At 62.0% G+C, this 18,869-nt stretch carries 20 protein-coding genes and 1 pseudogene; 13 read left to right on the top strand and 8 right to left on the bottom strand.

What is annotated here, in order from left to right; all coding sequences use genetic code 11:
- Positions 1-45: 45 nt before the first annotated feature.
- From KUV45_RS02500 to KUV45_RS02490, 3 genes are all read left to right on the top strand, one after another.
- On the top strand, positions 46-666 hold the full coding sequence (locus KUV45_RS02500; RefSeq protein ID WP_222162187.1) for a chalcone isomerase family protein: 621 nt from the start codon (positions 46-48) through the stop codon (positions 664-666).
- 70 nt (positions 667-736) lie between these two features.
- Entirely contained in the window at positions 737-1,174 is a 438-nt protein-coding gene (gene dtd / locus KUV45_RS02495) for a D-aminoacyl-tRNA deacylase (RefSeq protein ID WP_222162188.1), read from the top strand.
- Between the two features lie 114 nt (positions 1,175-1,288).
- On the top strand, positions 1,289-2,701 hold the full coding sequence (locus tag KUV45_RS02490; RefSeq protein WP_222162189.1) for a uracil-xanthine permease family protein: 1,413 nt from the start codon (positions 1,289-1,291) through the stop codon (positions 2,699-2,701).
- Here KUV45_RS02490 and KUV45_RS02485 read toward each other — a convergent pair.
- Entirely contained in the window at positions 2,684-4,636 is a 1,953-nt protein-coding gene (locus KUV45_RS02485) for an ABC-F family ATP-binding cassette domain-containing protein (protein WP_222162504.1), read from the bottom strand. The two genes, KUV45_RS02490 and KUV45_RS02485, sit on opposite strands and share 18 nt — an antisense overlap.
- A 75-nt stretch (positions 4,637-4,711) precedes the next feature.
- On the opposite strand from KUV45_RS02485, the gene KUV45_RS02480 reads away from it, so the two are divergent.
- The 7 genes from KUV45_RS02480 (at position 4,712) to KUV45_RS02450 (ending at position 10,907) form a co-directional block, all read left to right on the top strand.
- A complete protein-coding gene (locus KUV45_RS02480; RefSeq protein WP_222162190.1) occupies positions 4,712-5,239 on the top strand; it encodes a TIGR02444 family protein in 528 nt (175 codons plus the stop codon).
- 133 nt (positions 5,240-5,372) lie between these two features.
- Positions 5,373-6,395, top strand: coding sequence for a TRAP transporter substrate-binding protein DctP (dctP, locus tag KUV45_RS02475; protein WP_206942265.1), 1,023 nt, complete (start codon positions 5,373-5,375; stop codon positions 6,393-6,395).
- A gap of 197 nt (positions 6,396-6,592) precedes the next feature.
- Positions 6,593-7,171: a TRAP transporter small permease gene (locus tag KUV45_RS02470; protein ID WP_206942264.1), complete on the top strand. Its 579-nt coding sequence runs from the start codon at positions 6,593-6,595 to the stop codon at positions 7,169-7,171.
- 34 nt (positions 7,172-7,205) lie between these two features.
- The gene (locus KUV45_RS02465; RefSeq protein WP_206942263.1) at positions 7,206-8,489 is read left to right on the top strand and encodes a TRAP transporter large permease; all 1,284 of its coding nucleotides are present in this window, start codon (positions 7,206-7,208) and stop codon (positions 8,487-8,489) included.
- 26 nt (positions 8,490-8,515) lie between these two features.
- Positions 8,516-8,959: a universal stress protein gene (locus KUV45_RS02460; protein WP_206942262.1), complete on the top strand. Its 444-nt coding sequence runs from the start codon at positions 8,516-8,518 to the stop codon at positions 8,957-8,959.
- Between the two features lie 165 nt (positions 8,960-9,124).
- A complete protein-coding gene (locus KUV45_RS02455; RefSeq protein ID WP_206942260.1) occupies positions 9,125-9,841 on the top strand; it encodes an FKBP-type peptidyl-prolyl cis-trans isomerase in 717 nt (238 codons plus the stop codon).
- 154 nt (positions 9,842-9,995) lie between these two features.
- The gene (locus tag KUV45_RS02450) at positions 9,996-10,907 is read left to right on the top strand and encodes a PHB depolymerase family esterase (RefSeq protein WP_224851904.1); all 912 of its coding nucleotides are present in this window, start codon (positions 9,996-9,998) and stop codon (positions 10,905-10,907) included.
- 36 nt (positions 10,908-10,943) lie between these two features.
- Here the strand turns inward: KUV45_RS02450 and KUV45_RS02445 are convergent, their stop codons facing one another.
- Positions 10,944-11,549, bottom strand: a complete 606-nt coding sequence (locus tag KUV45_RS02445) for an SCO family protein (RefSeq protein WP_222162191.1) — start codon at positions 11,547-11,549, stop codon at positions 10,944-10,946.
- Positions 11,546-12,073, bottom strand: a complete 528-nt coding sequence (locus tag KUV45_RS02440) for a hypothetical protein (protein WP_222162192.1) — start codon at positions 12,071-12,073, stop codon at positions 11,546-11,548. The genes KUV45_RS02445 and KUV45_RS02440 overlap by 4 nt, the downstream gene beginning before the upstream one ends.
- Positions 12,074-12,229: 156 nt before the next feature.
- Here KUV45_RS02440 and KUV45_RS02435 point away from each other — a divergent pair, with 156 nt between their 5' ends.
- Positions 12,230-13,141 carry an AEC family transporter gene (locus tag KUV45_RS02435; RefSeq protein WP_222162193.1) on the top strand — a complete coding sequence of 304 codons (912 nt, stop codon included), beginning with the start codon at positions 12,230-12,232 and terminating at the stop codon, positions 13,139-13,141.
- 725 nt (positions 13,142-13,866) lie between these two features.
- On the opposite strand, the gene KUV45_RS02430 is transcribed toward KUV45_RS02435, so the two are convergent.
- Entirely contained in the window at positions 13,867-14,793 is a 927-nt protein-coding gene (locus KUV45_RS02430; protein WP_206942253.1) for a LysR substrate-binding domain-containing protein, read from the bottom strand.
- Between the two features lie 122 nt (positions 14,794-14,915).
- On the opposite strand from KUV45_RS02430, the pseudogene KUV45_RS02425 reads away from it, so the two are divergent.
- Positions 14,916-15,863, top strand: a pseudogene (locus KUV45_RS02425) (DMT family transporter); the annotation flags it as partial.
- A gap of 58 nt (positions 15,864-15,921) precedes the next feature.
- On the opposite strand, the gene trmB reads toward KUV45_RS02425, so the two are convergent.
- The 3 genes from trmB to thiS all read right to left on the bottom strand — a co-directional run bounded on the left by trmB (position 15,922) and on the right by thiS (position 17,851).
- A complete protein-coding gene (trmB, locus tag KUV45_RS20250; RefSeq protein ID WP_224851906.1) occupies positions 15,922-16,668 on the bottom strand; it encodes a tRNA (guanosine(46)-N7)-methyltransferase TrmB in 747 nt (248 codons plus the stop codon).
- A gap of 109 nt (positions 16,669-16,777) precedes the next feature.
- Positions 16,778-17,572, bottom strand: a complete 795-nt coding sequence (locus KUV45_RS02420; RefSeq protein WP_206942249.1) for a thiazole synthase — start codon at positions 17,570-17,572, stop codon at positions 16,778-16,780.
- A gap of 78 nt (positions 17,573-17,650) precedes the next feature.
- The gene (gene thiS, locus KUV45_RS02415) at positions 17,651-17,851 is read right to left on the bottom strand and encodes a sulfur carrier protein ThiS (RefSeq protein WP_206942247.1); all 201 of its coding nucleotides are present in this window, start codon (positions 17,849-17,851) and stop codon (positions 17,651-17,653) included.
- Positions 17,852-17,991: 140 nt separating this feature from the next.
- On the opposite strand from thiS, the gene KUV45_RS02410 reads away from it, so the two are divergent.
- Positions 17,992-18,384, top strand: coding sequence for a DUF423 domain-containing protein (locus tag KUV45_RS02410; protein WP_206942245.1), 393 nt, complete (start codon positions 17,992-17,994; stop codon positions 18,382-18,384).
- A 3-nt stretch (positions 18,385-18,387) separates the two neighbouring features.
- On the opposite strand, the gene KUV45_RS02405 is transcribed toward KUV45_RS02410, so the two are convergent.
- Complete coding sequence (locus KUV45_RS02405) at positions 18,388-18,801, bottom strand: PaaI family thioesterase (RefSeq protein ID WP_206942244.1); 414 nt, start codon at positions 18,799-18,801, stop codon at positions 18,388-18,390.
- Between the last annotated feature and the right edge of the window lie 68 nt (positions 18,802-18,869).

Genomic DNA, 18,869 nt, shown 5'->3' with positions numbered 1-18,869 from the left:
TCCTTTGCCATGATCTGTACAACATCGTGCCAGAGGACGTGTCTCATGCCCCCGCGCCAGCCCCAGCAACATCCGCTCACTCGACTGATTGCCGCCATCAGCCTCATGACGTGTCTGACACTGACCATGGCGCTGCCCCCCAAAGCCGACGCCCAATCCACCACCGCGAACGCACCGCAGGTACAGGTCAAGGACGCCAGCTTTGCGCGAACGATTGAAGGTGACCGGCGCTACGACATGCTCGGTCATGGCCTGTTCACCTATATGGTGTGGGACGCCTACGCCGGCGCCTACTACCAGGCCGCAGGCTTTCCTCGACCGGCGCCGCTATCCGATGTCCCGAGACAGTTGGTGCTGCATTACTTCCATGCCATCGACGCCGAGGACTTCGCCGAGGCGACCACTCGCACGGTGCGCGAGCAGGTCAACGAGGTGAGTTTCGCCAGCGTGCGCTCAGAGCTATCTCGGCTCACAGACAGCTATCGCGACGTTCAGCCTGGGGATCGCTACGCCTTGCGCTGGAGCGGCGAGCAGCTCACCCTCTCGCTCAATGGAACGCCGGTGTTCCAGAGCCCCAACCTGGAACTGGCCATCGCCATGTTCGCCATCTGGTTGGGCAGCGATCCGTTGGACGATGGCTTCCGTGATGCGCTTCTCGGGCGCTGACCGGCGCCTTCTGCCTACCCTTACCTCTCCGTGCTAGGCTGATGCCCTTTTCAGCCAAGGCACTCGCATCATGAAAGCTCTGATTCAGCGCGTCAGACGCGCCAGCGTCGATGTCGACGATCGCACCATTGGCGCCATCGATCACGGCCTCCTGGCCCTTGTAGGCGTCGAGAAAGGCGACGACGAGGCGGCGGCCGAACGGCTACTGCACAAGCTGCTGCACTACCGTGTGTTCGGCGACGACGATGACAAGATGAATCTCAACCTCCAGCAGGCCGGCGGCGGGCTCCTGCTGGTGTCGCAATTCACCCTTGCGGCTGACACACGCAAGGGCCTGAGACCCAGTTTTTCCAGCGCAGCCCCTCCTGCGGAAGGCGAACGCCTCTTCCACTACCTGCTTGATCTGGCGAACCAGCGCCACAGCCCCGTCGCCTGTGGACAGTTCGGAGCCAACATGCAGGTAGCGCTGGTCAACGACGGTCCGGTGACCTTCATGATGGAAAGCTAGGGGTCGTGACACGTCGCAATACGCTGACATGACCGTCGTCGAAAACGTCGCTTGATGTTCATGGAAACATTTACCACAATCATCTGTATACAATAACAACGGATGATCGTATCCATGACACACCAGCGATATGTCGCCAGCCGCTCGGTCTTCGACTTCCACGGCAGGCCCCCCTTGAGTCGTGCCCTGCCGTTATCATTGCAGCACATCCTCGCCATGGTCATGGGCACCATTACCGTACCGATCATCGTAGCGGGCACCGTGGGTGCACCGGTGGCCCAAACACTGATGCTGATTCAGGTCTCCCTGATGGCGTCAGCGGTGTCCACGTTGATCCAGCTGTTTGGTGTCTGGCGCTTCGGCGCCCGCTTGCCGACCATCTTTGGCGTGGGCTTCGCCTATGTCCCCACCTTGACGGCGGTAGGCGCACAGTTTGGCCTGGAAGGTATCCTCGGCGCCCAGCTGTGTGGCGGGATCGCCATGCTGCTGGTGGGCATCGGCATTCGACCGCTGCGGCATCTCTTCCCGCCGGTGGTCGCCGGCGTGGTGGTGCTGGTCATCGGCCTATCCTTGTATGACATCGCCATCCACTACATGGCTGGAGGACGCAACAGCCCCGACTATGGAAGCGGACAGCAATGGCTGGTTGCCCTGGTCACGCTCGCCGTCGTATTGGGGGTGTCCCAATTCGGCCGAGGCTTTATCAAGCTGGCGGCGATCATCTGCGGCATCGTGGTCGGCTACGTTCTGGCACTGGCCCTTGGCATGGTCGATTTCACTGCCGTGACGCAGGCTGCCTGGTTCAGCGCCCCACGCCTGCTACCGGTATCGCTCGACTTCGCCCCTGCCGCCATCCTGTCCATGGTGATCATCTGCGTGGTCAACTCGGTCCAGACCATTGGCGACCTGTCGGCAACCACCATCGGTGGCATGAACCGTGAGCTGGGTCATCGGGAACTCTCGGGAGGACTGCTTGGCAACGGGATCTGTACCCTGGTTGGCGCGCTGTTCGCCGCCCTGCCGACAGCGTCCTTCAGCCAAAACGTCGGCATTGTGGCCATGACCAAGGTCGTCAGCCGTTCCGTATTGGCACTGGCAGCGGTATTCATGCTGGCGGCGGGGCTGATTCCCAAGTTCGGCGCGCTGATGACCACCATTCCCTATTCCGTGCTGGGGGGCGCTACCATCACGGTATTCGGGATGATCACCATGACAGGCATCCAACTGCTGACGCGGGATGAGTTGTCAGGCCGCAACATGACCATCGCCAGCCTGTCCCTGGCGCTGGGGCTCGGCCTGGCCGCCGCGCCTGAAGCGATGCAGGCCCTGCCGAGTACCTTGCAGCTCGCTCTGGGCAGCTCACCGATTGTGGTGGCGGCCCTCAGCGCCGTCACCCTCAACCTGGTGCTGCCGCAGACCAGCCTGGCAGACGAGCAGGCAGAACGGCAGCGCATGGCGGCGCGAATGGATGCACAGGATGCGGCCTCGCCCGGACACACCGAGGTCCCCTCAGTCTCCGCTCGCTAGCGCGTCCTGCATCTCCTCGAGTGCCTCTTCGGCGGCCAGCCACTCGGCCTCAAGGTCGTCGAGGCGGGCCTTGAGCTCGCCCTGACGACCCAGGCATTCGGTCAACTCCTGCTTGCGAGCGGTATCGGTGTACAGCGACGCGTCCCCCAGCCGTTCCTCGACCTCGGCGAGCTCAGCCTGCACACCCTCCATGGCCTTTTCCGCACGATCACGCTCGCGCTTCAGGGGCCTTAGCTTCTCTCTCAGCTCGGCGGCGGCTCGGCGGGAGGCCTTGCGGTCTTCCTTGGGTGCTGCCTGCGCGGCGTCCGCCTTGTCGGCCTTCTCTTCCCGGGCGATGCGCCGGGCCGTCTCCAGGCGCGTCTTCAACCAGACGCGATAGTCCTCGAGGTCACCGTCGAAGGGCTCTACCCGATGGTCCGCCACCTTCCAGAACTCGTCCACCGTGGCCTTGAGCAGATGGCGGTCGTGGGACACCACGATAACCGTGCCATCAAAGGACGCCAGCGCTTCCGTCAGCGCTTCGCGCATCTCGAGATCGAGGTGGTTGGTGGGCTCGTCCAACAGCAGCAGGTTGGGCTTCTGCCAGGCGATCAAGGCCAGGGCCAGGCGCGCTTTCTCGCCCCCGGAGAAGGTATCGACCTTGGCAAAGACATCGTCGCCCGGAAACCCGAAGCCTCCCAGGAACTGACGGATGTCGCTGTCAGCGGCCTTGGGCGACAGACGCTGGACGTGGGTGAACGGCGACGCCTGCAGATCGAGGCCTTCCAGCTGGTGCTGGGCAAAGTAGCCTACGGCGAGGTGTTCGCCGGGTACACGCCGCCCCTCCAGCAGGGGCAGTTCGCCGGTCAACGACTTGATCAGGGTGGACTTGCCTGCGCCATTGGGCCCAAGCAGACCAATACGCTGGCCCGGCAACAGCGTCAGCTTGACGTTGGACAGCTGAACGCGCTGACCGCCGTCCGCCTGCTGATAGCCTAACGCGGCATCGTCAATCACCAGCAGCGGGTGGGAGGTCTTCTCTGCCGCCGGCAGGGTGAAATGAAACGGAGAATCGACGTGAGCAAGGGCGATATCGCCCATGCGCTCGAGCATCTTCAAGCGGCTCTGCGCCTGTCGTGCCTTGGTCGCCTTGTAGCGAAAGCGAGCAACGAACTTTTCGATTTCCTCCCGCCTGGCCTGCTGTTTCTCGGCCTGGGCCTGCTGCAGCGCCAGCTTTTCGGCGCGGGTGCGCTCGAAGGTCGTGTAATTGCCCCGATACAGCACCAGCTGGCGACGATCGAAGTGAACGATGTGGTCACAGACGGCATCGAGAAAGTCGCGATCGTGAGAAATCAGCAGCAGAGTCCCCGGGTAACGCGTCAGCCACTGCTCCAGCCACAGCAGGGCATCCAGGTCCAGGTGGTTGGTAGGCTCATCCAGCAGCAGCACGTCAGAGGGCATGAACAGGGTGCGCGCCAGGTTGGCGCGCATTCTCCAGCCGCCGGAGAATGCCGACAGCGGCTTGTCCAGATCCTGCTGAGCGAAGCCAAGGCCCACCAGCAATTGGGCGGCACGGGCCGGCGCGCTGTAGCCATCCAGCGCCTCGATGGCCCCATGCAGCTCCGCCTCGCGATGATGGTCACCCTCCGTCTGGGCGGAGGCCAGAGCCGCTTCGGTGCGGCGCAGCTCGGCATCGCCATCCAGCACGTATTCCACGATGGGCCGGGTCAGCGCCTCGACCTCCTGGGCCATATGGGCGATGCGCTGACCGCCGCTCATTTCAATCGCGCCCTTGTCGGCGCCGATCTCGCCCAGGATCAGCCCGAACAGGCTCGACTTGCCGGCGCCATTGGGCCCCACAATACCGGCCTTGTGCCCCGCATGCAGGGTCAGGTCGGCACCTTCGAACAGTGGCTCGGCGCCACGTTGCAGGGTGACTTGGCGCAGTGCAATCATCATGGCTCCATCGAACTAGGCCCGTCGGGCCTGTTACCCGCGAGCATCTGACTGAAAATAAGGAAGGATGTCATCTTGCCCACCGATTCTACCGAATTCGCCGCGCAGCTGCGTCCCCGTCTAGCCTCAGACCCGCTATGGGAGTTTGCCCTGGCTCTCTATGCCAGGCCGGGGGTAGAGCCGGCGTGCCTGATCCTGCAGGACGAGCACGGCTGGGATGTGTGTGAGCTGATCTGGCGCTGCTGGCTGTTTCGCCATGGTGCCACGACAGGCCCGGTTCCAGCGGACGTCAGCGACTGGCAGCAAACGGTGACGGTTCCATTGCGCCAGCTTCGTCGCCAACTCAAGCGTGCCGCCCAGCACGAACCGAGCATCGCGAGTGTGCGCTCAAGCATCCAGCGCGCAGAACTCGAAGCGGAGCGTCAATGCCTCGAGATGCTCATGAAAATTAGCCTTGAGGGGCTTGCTTTTACCCCCTTGCCAGAGCCAAGACCACGCCTTGAAAAAGTTCTTCTTTCTTGCAGCGAACGACAGAAAAAAACGCAATTTACGGCCCTGAGAAGCATGGAAAGCCAGCTTGACCCTCTTCCTTCAGCGCGCTAGCCTGAACTTAACTGCATGAGAATTACTGCATTTTTTGCAGAATCTAACCCGCTGAAGCCAAAGCGGTGTAGCGCGTTTTTCAGTGCGCGCTCAACCTGCCCCTAGCTCCAACACCTGCAGAGGAACCACAAGAATGAAGGCAACACAATTGTTGACCACCGCCAGTATCGGCGCACTGATGCTGGGTCTTTCCTCCACTGCCATGGCTGACAACTGGCGCTACGCCCACGAGGAGTACGAGGGCGATGTCCAGGACGTCTTTGCTCAGGCGTTCAAGCAGTACGTTGAAGACAATTCCGACCATTCCGTCCAGGTCTATCGCTTTGGCGAGCTGGGCGAATCTGACGACATTATGGAGCAGACCCAGAACGGCATCCTGCAGTTCGTCAACCAGTCCCCCGGCTTCACCGGCGCCCTGATTCCAGAAGCCCAGATCTTCTTTATCCCCTACCTGCTGCCCACCGATGAAAGCACCGTTCTCACGTTTTTCGACGAGAGCAAAGCGATCAACGAGATGTTCCCCGAGCTCTACGCAGAGCATGGGCTAGAACTTCTGCAGATGTACCCGGAAGGGGAAATGGTGGTCACCGCCGACGAGCCGATCACTTCACCGGAAGACTTCGATAACAAGAAGATCCGGACCATGACCAACCCCTTGCTGGCGGAGACCTACGACGCCTTTGGCGCCACGCCGACCCCGCTGCCCTGGGGCGAGGTGTATGGCGGTCTGCAGACCGGCATCATCGACGGCCAGGAAAACCCGATCTTCTGGATCGAGTCTGGCGGTCTGTATGAGGTGTCTCCCAACCTGACCTTCACCGGACACGGCTGGTTCACCACCGCCATGATGGCCAACCAGGACTTCTACGAGGGCCTGTCAGACGAAGACAAGCAGCTGGTCCAGGATGCGACCGATGCTGCCTACGACACCACCATCGAGCACATCAAGGGGCTTGCCGAGGAGTCGCTGGCCAAGATCCAGGACGCCTCCGACGAGGTCACCGTGACGCGTCTGGACGAAGAACAGATCCAGGCCTTCCGTGATCGCGCTCCTCAGGTTGAGGAGAAGTTCATCGAGATGACCGGTGAGGGCGGTCAGACGCTGCTTGACCAGTTCAAGGCCGACCTCGAAGCGGTGCAGGGCAGCGAGGGTTAAACCTCGTCACCACGAGACCGCTCCCAAGGGGGCAGCCGCAGTCTGGCTGCCCCCTTTTGTTTGCACGACTGCCGGTCTGCGTACACATAGCGTTGGAGGCGCTATCGGCATCAGCGCCTCGCGGCCACTACGCTGCTGGCAGGGCTACAGTGAAGACCCGTGTCTCTCACCCGGTACCCCCCGACCAAGGATTGCACATGACCGACGAAGAATCCGAAAAGAATTATCACTCGGGGCTGCCTGGTTTTCTGGGCACCATCGACAACGCGATCAGCAAGCTGGAGGCCGCCATTCTGGCCGTCGGCGTGCTGCTGATGGCAGCTAACACCATCATCAACGTGATCGGGCGTTTTGTATTTGGCGAGAGCATCTTCTTCAGCGGTGAGCTCAACCGAATCCTGATCATCATGATCACCTTTGCCGGCATCGGCTACGCCGCGCGCCATGGCCGACACATCCGCATGTCTGCCATCTACGATGCCCTGCCGGTAGGTGGGCGCCGCGTCCTGATGGTGGTCATTGCCCTGTTCACCTCACTGGTGATGTTCTTTTTGCTCTACTACTCAGTGATCTACATCCTCGACCTCTACGACAAGGGGCGCATCCTCCCCGCGCTGGGAATTCCGATTTTCTGGATCTACCTGTGGGTCCCGCTGGGCTTCTTGATCACAGGCATCCAGTACCTGCTGACGGCCATCAAGAATCTGACGTCCCACGACGTCTACCTGTCGACAGGCGTAGTGGATGGCTACAAGGACACGGAGACCGAAGTATGAGTGATGTGACGGTAGCCGCAGGAGAAATGGCCCAATGACAACGATAATGGTCACAACCATGATTGCCCTGCTATTGCTGGGCTTTCCCATGATGATTCCGCTGATTACCGCCGCGGTGATCGGCTTCTTCATGATGTTCAACGGGCTGGATCAGATGGATACACTGATTCAGCAGATGATGGCCGGTATCAGACCAGCCTCACTGATCGCGGTGCCGATGTTCATCCTTGCCGCCGATATCATGACCCGCGGTCAGTCGGCGGAGCGACTGATCAATATGGTCATGGCCTTTATCGGCCATGTGAAAGGTGGACTGGCGGTGTCCACCGCCGCCTCCTGCACGCTATTCGGTGCAGTATCGGGCTCTACCCAGGCGACCGTGGTGGCCGTCGGCTCACCGCTGCGTCCACGCATGCTCAAGGCGGGATATTCCGACTCCTTCACCCTGGCCCTGATCATCAACGCCAGTGACATTGCTTTCCTGATCCCGCCGAGCATCGGCATGATCATCTATGGCGTCATTTCCGGAACATCCATCGGCGAACTGTTCATCGCAGGCATTGGCCCCGGTCTGCTGATCCTACTGATGTTCTCTCTCTACTGCGTGGCCTACGCGGTGATTCGCGATGTACCGACAGAACCCAAGGCGTCATGGGGCGAGAGACTGGCGTCCGTCAGACAGGCGCTATGGCCCCTGGGCTTCCCGGTCATCATTGTCGGCGGCATCTACGGCGGCATTTTCAGCCCCACCGAAGCGGCGGCTGCCTGCGTGCTGTACGCGGTGTTGCTCGAGTTCGTGGTATTCCGTTCGCTGAAGATGGGCGATATCTATGCGATCGCCAAATCCACGGGGCTGATCACCGCCGTGGTGTTCATTCTGGTGGCCGTAGGCAATGGTTTCTCATGGATCATCTCCTTCGCCCAGATCCCCCAGGCCTTGCTGGAGGCAGCGGGTATCAATGAGGCGGGGCCCACCGGCGTGCTCATCGCGATCTGCGTGGCCTTCTTTGTGGCCTGCATGTTTGTGGATCCGATCGTGGTGATCCTGGTGCTCACGCCCATTTTTGCGCCAGCCATAGAGGCGACCGGCCTGGATCCCGTACTGGTCGGCATCCTGATCACCTTGCAGGTGGCCATAGGGTCGGCCACGCCACCGTTTGGCTGCGACATATTTACCGCCATCGCGATCTTCAAGCGCCCCTATCTGGACGTGATCAAAGGCACGCCACCGTTCGTGTTCCTGCTGATCCTGGCAGCAGCGCTGTTGATCATGTTCCCGCAGATTGCGCTGTTCCTGCGTGATATTGCCTTCCGATAGCACAGCTACGGCTCAAGGAGAAACCGATGTTCAATCGTATCCTGGTGGCGGTAGATGGCTCCAAAGGCGCCATGAAAGCACTGGAAAAGGGCGTGGGTCTGCAGTACCTGACCGGCGCTGAGCTTTATATTCTGTGCGTTTTCAAGCATCACAGCCTGCTCGAGGCCTCGCTGTCGATGGTCCGTCCCGACAAGCTGGACCTGCCAGACGACGCGCTCAAGGAATATGCGTCCGAAATCGCCGTTCATGCCAAGAACCATGCGGTAGAACTGGGGGTGCCGCTGGAAAAGGTGCGTGCCTTCGTCAAGGGTGGCCGCCCCTCACGCACCATCGTGCGCTTTGCTCGCAAGCGAGACTGCGATCTGATCGTCATTGGGGCCCAGGGCACCAACGGCGATGCCAGCCTGATCCTCGGTAGCGTCGCACAGCGCGTTTCCGGCTCCGCCCAGTGTCCTACCCTGGTCGTCTAGTCGGTCATCAGACGGCAAGCCAAGCACGACGAACAAGACCCGGATCCCTGATCCGGGTCTTGTTCGTATGGAGTAGACTGCGACGGATGCGGAACCCTTTGCCGCCTGATACAGTCACACCAACGACATTCACACTGCGGCCGACGCCGCCAGACAAGGATTTCCATGAAGACACTGCTGACTTCCGCTTCGCTGATCGCCCTGCTGGGTGCCGCTCCGCTGGCCTTCTCTGCACCGGAAAGCGACCAGGAGAAACTCAGCTACAGCCTGGGTGTGACCTTGGGCCAGAGCATCAAGCAGGACGTGGAAGACCTCGATACCGACGCCTTCAGTGATGCCATCAACGATGTGTTCGCCGGCGGTGACCTGGACATGACCGACGAGGAAATTGCGGCGGCGTTGACCAAGTTCCAGGAAGACGCCATGGCCAAGCGCGCAGAGGAGCAGCAGAAACGCGCCGAAGAAATGGCTGAACAGGCAGACGCCAACCAGGAAGAAGGCGCGGCCTACATGGCTGACAACGCCGAGAAAGACGGCGTGACCACCACCGATTCCGGCCTTCAGTACAAGGAACTGGAAGAAGGCGACGGTGAGTCACCTGAAGCGGGTGACACTGTCCAGGTCAACTACGAAGGCAAGCTGATCGACGGCACTGTCTTCGACAGCTCCTACGAGCGTGGCGAGCCGGTCTCCTTCCAGGTCGGCCAGGTCATTGAAGGTTGGCAGGAAGCCCTGCAGATGATGAACGTGGGCGATACCTGGGAAGTCGTCATTCCGCCGGAGCTTGGCTACGGCGCCCGTGGACAGGGACCGATTGGCCCGAACGAGACCTTGATCTTCAAGGTCGAGCTGCTGGATATCAATCCCAGTGATGAAGGCTGAGGCAGTGCGCCCAGCTCGCCGGACCAACGCCAGCCTCCTCGGGGGGCTGGCGTTTTTTTTGGCGATGCCAGCGCTGGCGCAGCCCCCAGCGCTCCCGGCGCTCGGTCTATCAGTCGAGCATACCACCACCATTGGCGTGTCTTCCGGGGGTTACATGGCGGAGCAGCTGGCAGTGGCCTGGCCCTCACGCTTCGAGGCGCTGGGCCTGGTCGCCAGCGGACCGTGGGGATGTGCCCTGGGTGAACTGGGGGTGGCCCTCGGTCAGTGCATGGGGCAACGGCACGGTACAGCGGACTTGGCAGCCATTGATCGGCGCCTGCAGGGCTATCGTGAGCAATCGCGGGTAGGTGACGCAGACGATCTTGCCGAGCTGCGAGTGTTCCTGTGGCACGGCGACGAGGACGGCACCATCGACCCCGCGGTAGGCCACGCAGCCGTTACCCAGTGGCAAGGCTGGCTGGCTGACGAACGCCAGCTTCAGGCAGTCTTTCATCCCGACGCTGGACATGGGTGGCCCACCACCGTGGAGAGCGACATCCCTCTGGCAGACTGCAGCGAAGGAGGCCCCCCTTACCTGCTGGACTGTCATACCGATCTGGCCGGAGACTTCCTCACCTGGTGGCTTGGCGCGCTCCAGCCAGCCGAGCCAGCGGAGTTTGCGAGCGACGCGCGACTTATCGCCTTCGATCAGCGCGAGTTCGACGCCAAGGGCCTGGCGGATACCGGTTTTCTGTACCTGCCCGAGGCCTGTGAACAGCAGCAGAACACGTGCAAGCTCGTGGTCGCCTTCCACGGCTGTGAGATGGCGGTGGACGACACCGACGACGAGGCGATCCAGCCGCCCGCCTTCGCCAAGGCCAGCGGTTTGAATCGCTATGCCGAGCGCCTCGGCCTGGTCGTGCTGTATCCCCAGGCAGAAGCAAGCTTGGCCAACCCGAAAGGGTGCTGGGATTGGTGGGGTTTCAGCGAGAGCACCTGGCAACAGGATCCGCTGCATGACAGCCGCGATGGCCGACAGGTCAGCGCGCTGATGAGCATGATCGATCGACTGCAGCAACGCCCTTGATGCGACGATGTTCATGGAACGATGAGGCGCGCTGGCTTACTCGGCCAGCGCTCGATCAAGGGCTGCCTGTAGCGGGCCTGGAGTCGGTGAATGCAGGACACGCTCAAGGATCGTACCGTCTGGCTTGACCAGGTACAGGGAGGCGGTGTGATCCACGGCGTATTCCATCTGCGAGTCTGGTGTCTCGACCTTGCGCCAGACAACGCCATAGCGCTCGCCAATGTCCGCTAGTTCGGCGGCACTCCCTGTGGCTCCGACCATGTCGTCACCGAAGGCGGCGAGATACTCCTCCAGTCGCTCCAGCGTATCGCGTTCGGGGTCTACCGAGATCATGACCGGCACCACTCGACGGCGTAGCTGAGGGGGAAGCGATAGGCGCGCCTGACGCACGACGGCGAGGCTGATGGGGCAGACATCAGGGCACCAGCTGTAGCCAAAGAACAGCACGGCGACCTGGTCATCCTGCAATGCTGACAGCGAAAACGTGCCGGTGGTGGCAGGAAGTTCGATGTTGCCGCCGACAGGCCCCGACGGCGGCGTCACCTGCCAGGGTCTGAAGCTCCAGAGCAAGGCTGCCGCCACCACCAGGCCCCCCGCCAGCCCCAAGGCCCAGCGACGCCGCGCAGAAATTCGGGAGGTCATGGCAGGCTACGCTCGACTTCCAGGTCGAAAAAACTGCCTACGCGCCCTCGTGGCGTATCGAAGCTGACCCGGGCACGCCAGACCATGGTCTCGCGCGTACAGATGCCCAGCTGCCCCTCACCGGTGAACTGACTCACGCCGTTCTCGTCTGGTGGCTCGGCGGACAGCGTAAAACGGTGCTCGCCCATGTCCATATCGACCCCTTCGAATGACACCCTCACGTTGTCAGCAGCTACACCGTCGATGCGAACCGCCAGAGGCAGCGCGACGAGAGGCTGAATACTGCTGTCAGGCGCGATGGCAAGAGAGACGCTTTCCCCCTCTCCGAGGCTGGCCGAACAGGGCCCCTGGTGCAGATCGCACCCTGGGGCTGCGGGGTACCAGACCGTCTCCTGATGATCGCCAAGTTCGTAGCGCAACAGGTACCATAGGGCAACCAGCAGCGTGACCACGGTAACGGTGATCAGCATGCGCAGTCGTGGACGACGTGCGCCACGCGAGGCTGAGGACTGGCGCGAATCCATGTTGGAGGACGACCTCCAGAGCAGAATGGGTGTCACCTTAGCTTATCAGCAAAATCCCGAAGCCCCCTGCGCGACAATGTCGCAGTTATCAACGCGCTGGACTGACAACAACGCATCACCACGTCGCCTCGGGCGTCATTCGAACAAGGATCGTACATGGCCTCCATCACCGCGGCCCTTGGCCCTCTCTTCCTGCTGATATTGCTGGGTGCTCTGCTCGGGCTTGCACGTTTCCCCGGTGGCGACTTCTGGGCACGCATGGAACGGCTGATCTACTTGCTGCTGTTTCCTGCCATGCTGGTCGCGACTCTGGCACGCGCAGATATCAGCCAGGTTCCGGTGGTTCGGCTGGCCGTAGTCCTGCTCGGCACCATGCTTGCCCTATCCTTGCTGCTCTGGTGGTGCAAGCCGCGCCTTGGCCTTGACGCCGCCGCCTTTACATCGGTCTTTCAGGGGGCTGTTCGCTTCAACACCTATGTCGGGGTGGCGGGGGCGGCCGCCTTGCACGGCAGCCAGGGCGCGACCGTCGCGGCGGTAGCGCTGGCGCTGATGATTCCGACCGTCAATGTCCTGTGTGTGCTGACCTTTATTGCCGCCGGAACCCTGGGACGTTCCGGGCTCTGGCGCTCGCTGTGGGCACTGGCCCAGAACCCTCTGATTCTGGCGTGCCTGATCGGCATTGGACTCAACCTGTCTGGCATCGGACTGCCTGGCTGGTCGGCCGGTACGCTGGAATTGCTGGGTCGAGCTGCGCTTCCCCTTGGTCTGGTGGCTGTCGGCGTGGCACTTCGCCCCCAGGCACTGCTTCGCCGGGACCTGGGCCTGTGGGTATCGAGTCTGGCCAAGCTCATCCTCATGCCAGCACTGGTCCTCGCACTTGGCTGGGTCTGCGGACTCGACCCGGTCAGCCTGAATGTGGCGCTGTTGTTTGCGGCGCTGCCTACTGCCACCTCTGCCTATATTCTCGCGCGCCAACTCGGTGGGGATGCTGAGTTGATGGCCGGGCTGATCACGGCGCAGACCCTGGCCGCGATGCTGACGCTGCCACTGTGGATGCAGCTGACCTGAGCCGTACAGGCCCCATATAAAAAAGATTCTCGTTTGTGTTGACGAAGCGAATGAGAATGAATTACGCTTACTTCGTCGGCGTTGATGAGTCGCCGACACCAGATACAGGCATTGCCAGTCGCTATCTGGTTTCTCCTCCTCATTGCTAGTCACGGTCCTTTCGCCGCTTCCCCTTGGAAGCGGCTTTTTCTATTGTGGCCTGTGGCCATTCAGCGATCGGCCAGGCCAACGCGATGGCATCAGCAGCGCTGGCCGCCGCCTTAAATAAAAAATATTCTTGTTTGTATTGACGCGATCAATGAGAATGATTTACGCTTACCTTGTCGGCGTTGATGAGCCGCCGACACCAGATACCAGGCGTTGTTCGTCGCTATCTGGTTTCTCCTCCTCATTGCTAGTCACGGTCCTTCGCCGCTCCCCCTTGGGAGCGGCTTTTTCATTTCCCCTTTTTGTTTCCCCCTTTCCAGACCAACGCAGACCAACGCAGCCAGCCAGAGATCAACGACGCTCAGAAGTCATGAATAAAAAGAATTCTCGTTACGCTTGACGGGGAAAATGAGAATGATTTACGCTGATGTTGTCAGTGTTGATGAGCCACTGACACCAGATACAGACTCTGCCAGTCGCTATCTGGTTTCTCCTCCTCATTGCTAGTCACGGTCCTTTCACCGCTCCCTCTGGAGCGGTTTTCTTTTGTGCTCCGCCTACCCTCGAGACGCTCTCCGTCAGCTACCCGCGTTCATCTGTCGTGACTCGCGACCATGGGCAGGCCAGGGCCCGGCACCCGACAGGCGCTGTCGCAGCAAGGTCGCCAGGGCGTCTACGGCTGGCCATGACGCCGCCGCAATCCGCCTGCTGAAGTACAGACACGCGTGTGAGTGACTCAGCTCAGGAAGCCCGTCTCGCTCATCCAGCACCCGCATTCTGGGCGTCAGCCGCTGACGGTCGAGAATGCTCACGGCCAAGCCGACTTCTACGGCCTTCTCGACGGCATGGATACTGGTACTGGTAAAGACGGCGTACCAATCACGCCCCTGGCTGTCGAGGGCCTCTACCCCGAGAGAGCGGAATGGGCAGTCCAGAGGGTGCAGAGCAAGCGGCAGCGGCGCGTCATCAGTGAGACGAAATTCACGCGACGCAGCCCACACCGGAGCGGTCTGCCACAGTGACTCTCCCGCTCCCAGCTGGTGGGGTCGGTCCAGCGCGACGGCCAGCGACAGCTCGCCGCGTTCCAGGCGACGCGCCAACTCTCCACTCGGCGCCGTCACCGCCTCCAGCAAGACATTGGGATGGCTGGCCAGGAAATCAGGCAGGATCTGCTCCACCAAATGCGGCGCATAGCCTTCAGGCATCCCGAAACGCACCCGACCACTCAGTCCCTGTCCTGTCAGCCTGGCCACCAGGCTATCGTGCTGGCGCAGCAGTTCACGCGCTTCCTGGAGCAAGGCTTCACCCGCCGGCGACGGCGATACGCCCCGTGGGCCGCGTATCAACAGCCGCGCGTCCAGGCGTTCCTCCAGGCGTTTGATCTGCATGCTCAAGGCACTGACAGTGCGATGACGCAGAGCCGCAGCACCCGCCAGACTGCCCTGCTGGGCCACCGTGACAAAGCTGCGCAATGCTTCAAGATCCAGCGATGGGCCCTCTCCCATACCTCCTCCAGGGTTAAGCAACATTGAAGTCAGCGTGCAAAAGCTTTCGCTACTCGAAAGTCTAGCATCTGGGCAGACTAAGCCAACGCTGACTCATCCACCGATGCCTAGAGGAGGTAACGATGCAAAGACCCACCCTTTCGCTAAACGTCGGGCACCGCGGCCTTCTCACCGCTCCCAGCACGACCGTCGGAGCCTGCTGTCTCGCGGCAGGTTTCGTGCTCTGCTGGAGCAGTGGCTTCGTAGGCAGTCGTCTGGCGGTGGAGCTGAACACTCCTGTGTTGGGCCTCTACAGCTACCGTTTCGCTCTGGCTGCGGCGCTGGCCTGGATCGTGGTGGCCTGTCTCAGGCGACGCCCCGGATTGCGTCCGAATCGACAACAGGTTCAGCATGAACTGCTGACCGGCAGTCTGACCGTTGGTGTCTATCTGCTGGCGATGTTGATCGCCGTGGCGGAAGGGGTGAGTGCTTCGGTGGCTGCATTGATCGGAGCCCTGCAGCCATTGGCGGCTGCCTTGCTGGCCAAGCACCTGCTCCATGAGAAAAGTGAGAAGGCTCAGTGGTGGGGCATGGGACTGGCCACCTTGGGCGCCGCTGCCATGATCACCGGCGACATGCAGAGTGCCGGTGGCGCGCCCTGGTGGGCCTATCTGCTACCGTTGCTCGCGGTGGCGGCGGTCTCTCTGGGCAGCGTGCTGACACCCCCTGACACCTCACGCCCGGGCTCCCAGCATGCGCGTCCTGAGCCACTCTCCCTGGTGCTGCGGCTAGCCCTGCAGCTGAGCGCTGCCACGCTGGTCTTTGTGGTCGCAGCACTGCTGTTGGAGCCAGGCGTGCCCACGCCGCCACCACTGACACTCGACAGCGGCGTGGCGCTGATCTGGCTGGTGCTGCTGTCGACCTTCGGAGGCTACGGCTTTTTCGTCGCCAGTCTCGGCCGCTTCGGGGTCACATCGACCTCGGCACTGATCGCGCTGACGCCCGCAGTGACACTGGCATTGAGTGTCGTCCTGCTCGGCGATCGTACCGACATGCTTGGCCTGAGTGGCCTGGTCGTGTCGTTGCTCGGTGCCCTGTGGGCGCTGGCTGCAGGGCGCCAGCGTCCAGGGCGAGGAGCCGATGCGCGGCTTACTCGGCGCGGCGGTAGATCAGGTCCCAGACACCGTGACCGAGCCGTTCGCCCCGCGCCTCAAACTTGGTCAACGGACGAAAGTCGGGACGCGGCACATAGGGTGTCGTCTCCTCGGTCGCCGTATTGACGTAGCCCGGCGCCTCATCCATGACCTCGGCCATCCACTCGGCGTAGGCCTCCCAGTCGGTCGCCATGTGCAGGGTGCCGCCCGGCTTGAGCCGCTGGCGCACCAGCTCCACAAAGGCTGGCTGAACGATACGCCGCTTGTGGTGCTTCTTCTTCGGCCAAGGGTCCGGGAAAAACAGCTGGAGTGTGGTCAGGCTGGCTTCCGGCAAACATTGCTCGAGCACCGCCAGGGCATCCTCGCGATACACCCTGAGGTTGGTCAGCCCACGCTTGTCGGCTTCATCGAGCAACTTGCCGACTCCCGGCGCATGCACTTCAATGCCGATAAAGTCAGTATCCGGATGAGTTTCAGCCTGCTCGACCAGTGATGCCCCCATGCCAAAGCCGATTTCAACGACTCTAGGGGCGCTGCGTCCAAACAACGCGTCGAGGTCCTGGCGCCCTTGATCCAGCGTCAGGCCAAGCTTCGGCCATACCTCTTCCAGCCCACGCGTCTGCGCCTGGGTCATGCGCCCGGCCCTCAGCACATAGCTCTTGATACCGCGACGATGCAGCGGTGCCTCGGGCCCTTCGGGGCCAGTATTCTTGCCCTCTTGCGGGCGGTCTTGATCGGTCATGATGGTGTCTGGCGGCGTGAAAAGTGACTGGTGAGCAGCGCTTCTGCGGAAAGCGCTGCCGCCACTGCTGCATTAGCAACATGACGACAGCGCGTTCCCAAGGCCGGCTTCACACGTTGATGCGTCCAGCGAAAGGTGAGGAGGCTTCAGCGTTGCGACGAGGCATGCGCCCGGCAAGAAACGCCTGGCGCCCGGCCTGTACCGCGTGCTTCATGGCTTCGGCCATCAATACCGGCTGGCGCGCGTGGGCAATGGCGGAATTCATCAGCACCCCGTCGCAGCCCAGCTCCATGGCTAACGCGGCTTCTGATGCGGTGCCAATGCCGGCATCCACCAGCACGGGCACCTTGGCCTGCTCGATGATCAACCGCACATTGTAGGGGTTTTGAATGCCTTGGCCGGAGCCGATCAGTGAACCCAGGGGCATCACCGCGCAGCAGCCGATCGCCTCGAGCTCTCGGGCAACGATGGGGTCATCGCTGGTGTAGACCATGACGTCGAAACCATCGGCTACCAGGGTTTCAGCCGCCTTGAGGGTCTCCACCACGTTGGGATACAAGGTGTTGTCATCGCCCAGCACTTCAAGCTTGACCAGCTTGTGACCATCCAGCAGCTCACGGGCAAGGCGACAGGTGCGTACGGCGTCCTTGGCGTTGTAGCAACCTGCCGTATTGGGCAGCAGGGTGTAACGCTCAGGTGGGACGACGTCGAGCAGGTTCGGCTCGCCGGCTTCCTGGCCCAGATTGGTGCGGCGCACCGCAAAGGTGACAACATCCGCGCCACTGGCGGCGATGGCATCGCCGGTCTCGTCAAAGTCCTTGTACTTGCCGGTCCCGACCAGCAAGCGTGAAGAAAAGCTGTAGCCGGCGACCCGTAGCGGGCTGTCCTGAAAGATATCGGTCATGCTCTGGTCCTTACTCGCAAAGCGATTCTGGGCCGCCGTCGAGCGGCGCACCATGAGAGTGAAGCGGGATGGCTCGCCTCAACCACCTCCGATAGCGTGGACGATCTCGATCCTGTCGCCATCGGCCAGCGGCGTCTGCGCGTGCTGGCTGCGCGGCACGATATCCTCGTTGAGTTCGACGGCGATACGCCGACCACCCAGGCCGAGCGCGTCAATCAACTCTGCCACGGTCTGTTCGCGGTCGAGGGCGTGGGGCTCACCATTGAGCTGGATCTGCATGGCCACCTCATTTTCAAGATGTCGCGGGGCCCACATTGTAGCGACTCACAGCGTCTCGGGGTACGGTTGGGGGCAGATTCCTTGCAACTGTCCCGGCCGCCGGCAGACGCTTCACGCCTCACCCACAGAGAGACCCCCTAATGCCTGATCGCCACTGGTGGATCACCCTGGCCCTGTCCGGGGCCTGCGTCGTCGGCCTCGGGGCCTTCGCCGCCCATGGTCTGCACGACCGCTTGCCCGAGCGCCTGTCGGCGGCCTTTGTCACCGGCGTGCGCTACCAGGCATGGCACACCCTGGCCGCCATGGCCGTGCTGGCATGGCGGTCGCAGTTCCCGATCCCTGCTCAATTACTGGCCCTGAAACTGTGGCTCGTGGGGGTGCTGCTGTTCTCGGGGTCGCTCTACGCCATGGCCATGGCGGGACTGGCAGGTGCCGGGCTGGGCCCACTCGGGGTGATCACCCCCATCGGCGGTACGCTGTTGCTGCTGGGATGGCTGGCCCTCGCCTGGGGACTTTGGCGCCAGCCCCGCTGATCATCAGTCAGCGTCCGGCAGCACGTAGGTCGCCGTCACATGGGCCACCGGCGCCTCATCTCCATCAGAGAACAGCTCTACCTCCCCCACCGCCAGACGTCGCCCAAGCTTGATCAACCGGGCATTGGCGATAAGGTCGCGATCACCCCGCGCGCGACGCAGAAAATGGCAGTTGAGGTTACTAGTGACGGCCATGGGTTCTGGGCCTATCTGTGCCAGGATGGCCACGTACAGACACACGTCGGCCAGGCCCATCATGGTGGGACCCGACACACTGGCACCGGGCCGCAAATGCTCGTCCTCGATGGCCAGACTCATGGTCGCACGCATCTCGGACACGGCCTCGATGGTGCCACAGCGCTGTGGGAAGACATCATCGAGAAAATCCTCGATGGCGGCGGCGGTCATCACGGTCATGGCTCTCTCCCTGAAAGCAGTCCAGCGACTTCACCATACCCCAAGGCGCGACACCATACCTCAACGCC

It is taken from the genome of Halomonas sp. DP3Y7-2 (genome assembly GCF_019800795.1).
Classification (GTDB): domain Bacteria; phylum Pseudomonadota; class Gammaproteobacteria; order Pseudomonadales; family Halomonadaceae; genus Halomonas; species Halomonas litopenaei_A.
Note: the sequence above shows the minus strand (reverse complement) of the source record. Positions and strands in the feature narration are given on the sequence as shown.

Bases quoted from the DNA above. Each gene is read 5' to 3' on its own strand.
- KUV45_RS02500 (WP_222162187.1), top strand. From the start codon at position 46: ATGCCCCCGCGCCAGCCCCAGCAACATCCGCTCACTCGACTGATTGCC.
- dtd (WP_222162188.1), top strand. From the start codon at position 737: ATGAAAGCTCTGATTCAGCGCGTCAGACGCGCCAGCGTCGATGTCGAC.
- KUV45_RS02490 (WP_222162189.1), top strand. From the start codon at position 1,289: ATGACACACCAGCGATATGTCGCCAGCCGCTCGGTCTTCGACTTCCAC.
- KUV45_RS02485 (WP_222162504.1), bottom strand. From the start codon at position 4,636: ATGATTGCACTGCGCCAAGTCACCCTGCAACGTGGCGCCGAGCCACTG.
- dctP (WP_206942265.1), top strand. From the start codon at position 5,373: ATGAAGGCAACACAATTGTTGACCACCGCCAGTATCGGCGCACTGATG.
- KUV45_RS02470 (WP_206942264.1), top strand. From the start codon at position 6,593: ATGACCGACGAAGAATCCGAAAAGAATTATCACTCGGGGCTGCCTGGT.
- KUV45_RS02465 (WP_206942263.1), top strand. From the start codon at position 7,206: ATGACAACGATAATGGTCACAACCATGATTGCCCTGCTATTGCTGGGC.
- KUV45_RS02460 (WP_206942262.1), top strand. From the start codon at position 8,516: ATGTTCAATCGTATCCTGGTGGCGGTAGATGGCTCCAAAGGCGCCATG.
- KUV45_RS02455 (WP_206942260.1), top strand. From the start codon at position 9,125: ATGAAGACACTGCTGACTTCCGCTTCGCTGATCGCCCTGCTGGGTGCC.
- KUV45_RS02450 (WP_224851904.1), top strand. From the start codon at position 9,996: ATGGCGGAGCAGCTGGCAGTGGCCTGGCCCTCACGCTTCGAGGCGCTG.
- KUV45_RS02445 (WP_222162191.1), bottom strand. From the start codon at position 11,549: ATGACCTCCCGAATTTCTGCGCGGCGTCGCTGGGCCTTGGGGCTGGCG.
- KUV45_RS02440 (WP_222162192.1), bottom strand. From the start codon at position 12,073: ATGGATTCGCGCCAGTCCTCAGCCTCGCGTGGCGCACGTCGTCCACGA.
- KUV45_RS02435 (WP_222162193.1), top strand. From the start codon at position 12,230: ATGGCCTCCATCACCGCGGCCCTTGGCCCTCTCTTCCTGCTGATATTG.
- KUV45_RS02430 (WP_206942253.1), bottom strand. From the start codon at position 14,793: ATGGGAGAGGGCCCATCGCTGGATCTTGAAGCATTGCGCAGCTTTGTC.
- trmB (WP_224851906.1), bottom strand. From the start codon at position 16,668: ATGACCGATCAAGACCGCCCGCAAGAGGGCAAGAATACTGGCCCCGAA.
- KUV45_RS02420 (WP_206942249.1), bottom strand. From the start codon at position 17,572: ATGACCGATATCTTTCAGGACAGCCCGCTACGGGTCGCCGGCTACAGC.
- thiS (WP_206942247.1), bottom strand. From the start codon at position 17,851: ATGCAGATCCAGCTCAATGGTGAGCCCCACGCCCTCGACCGCGAACAG.
- KUV45_RS02410 (WP_206942245.1), top strand. From the start codon at position 17,992: ATGCCTGATCGCCACTGGTGGATCACCCTGGCCCTGTCCGGGGCCTGC.
- KUV45_RS02405 (WP_206942244.1), bottom strand. From the start codon at position 18,801: ATGACCGTGATGACCGCCGCCGCCATCGAGGATTTTCTCGATGATGTC.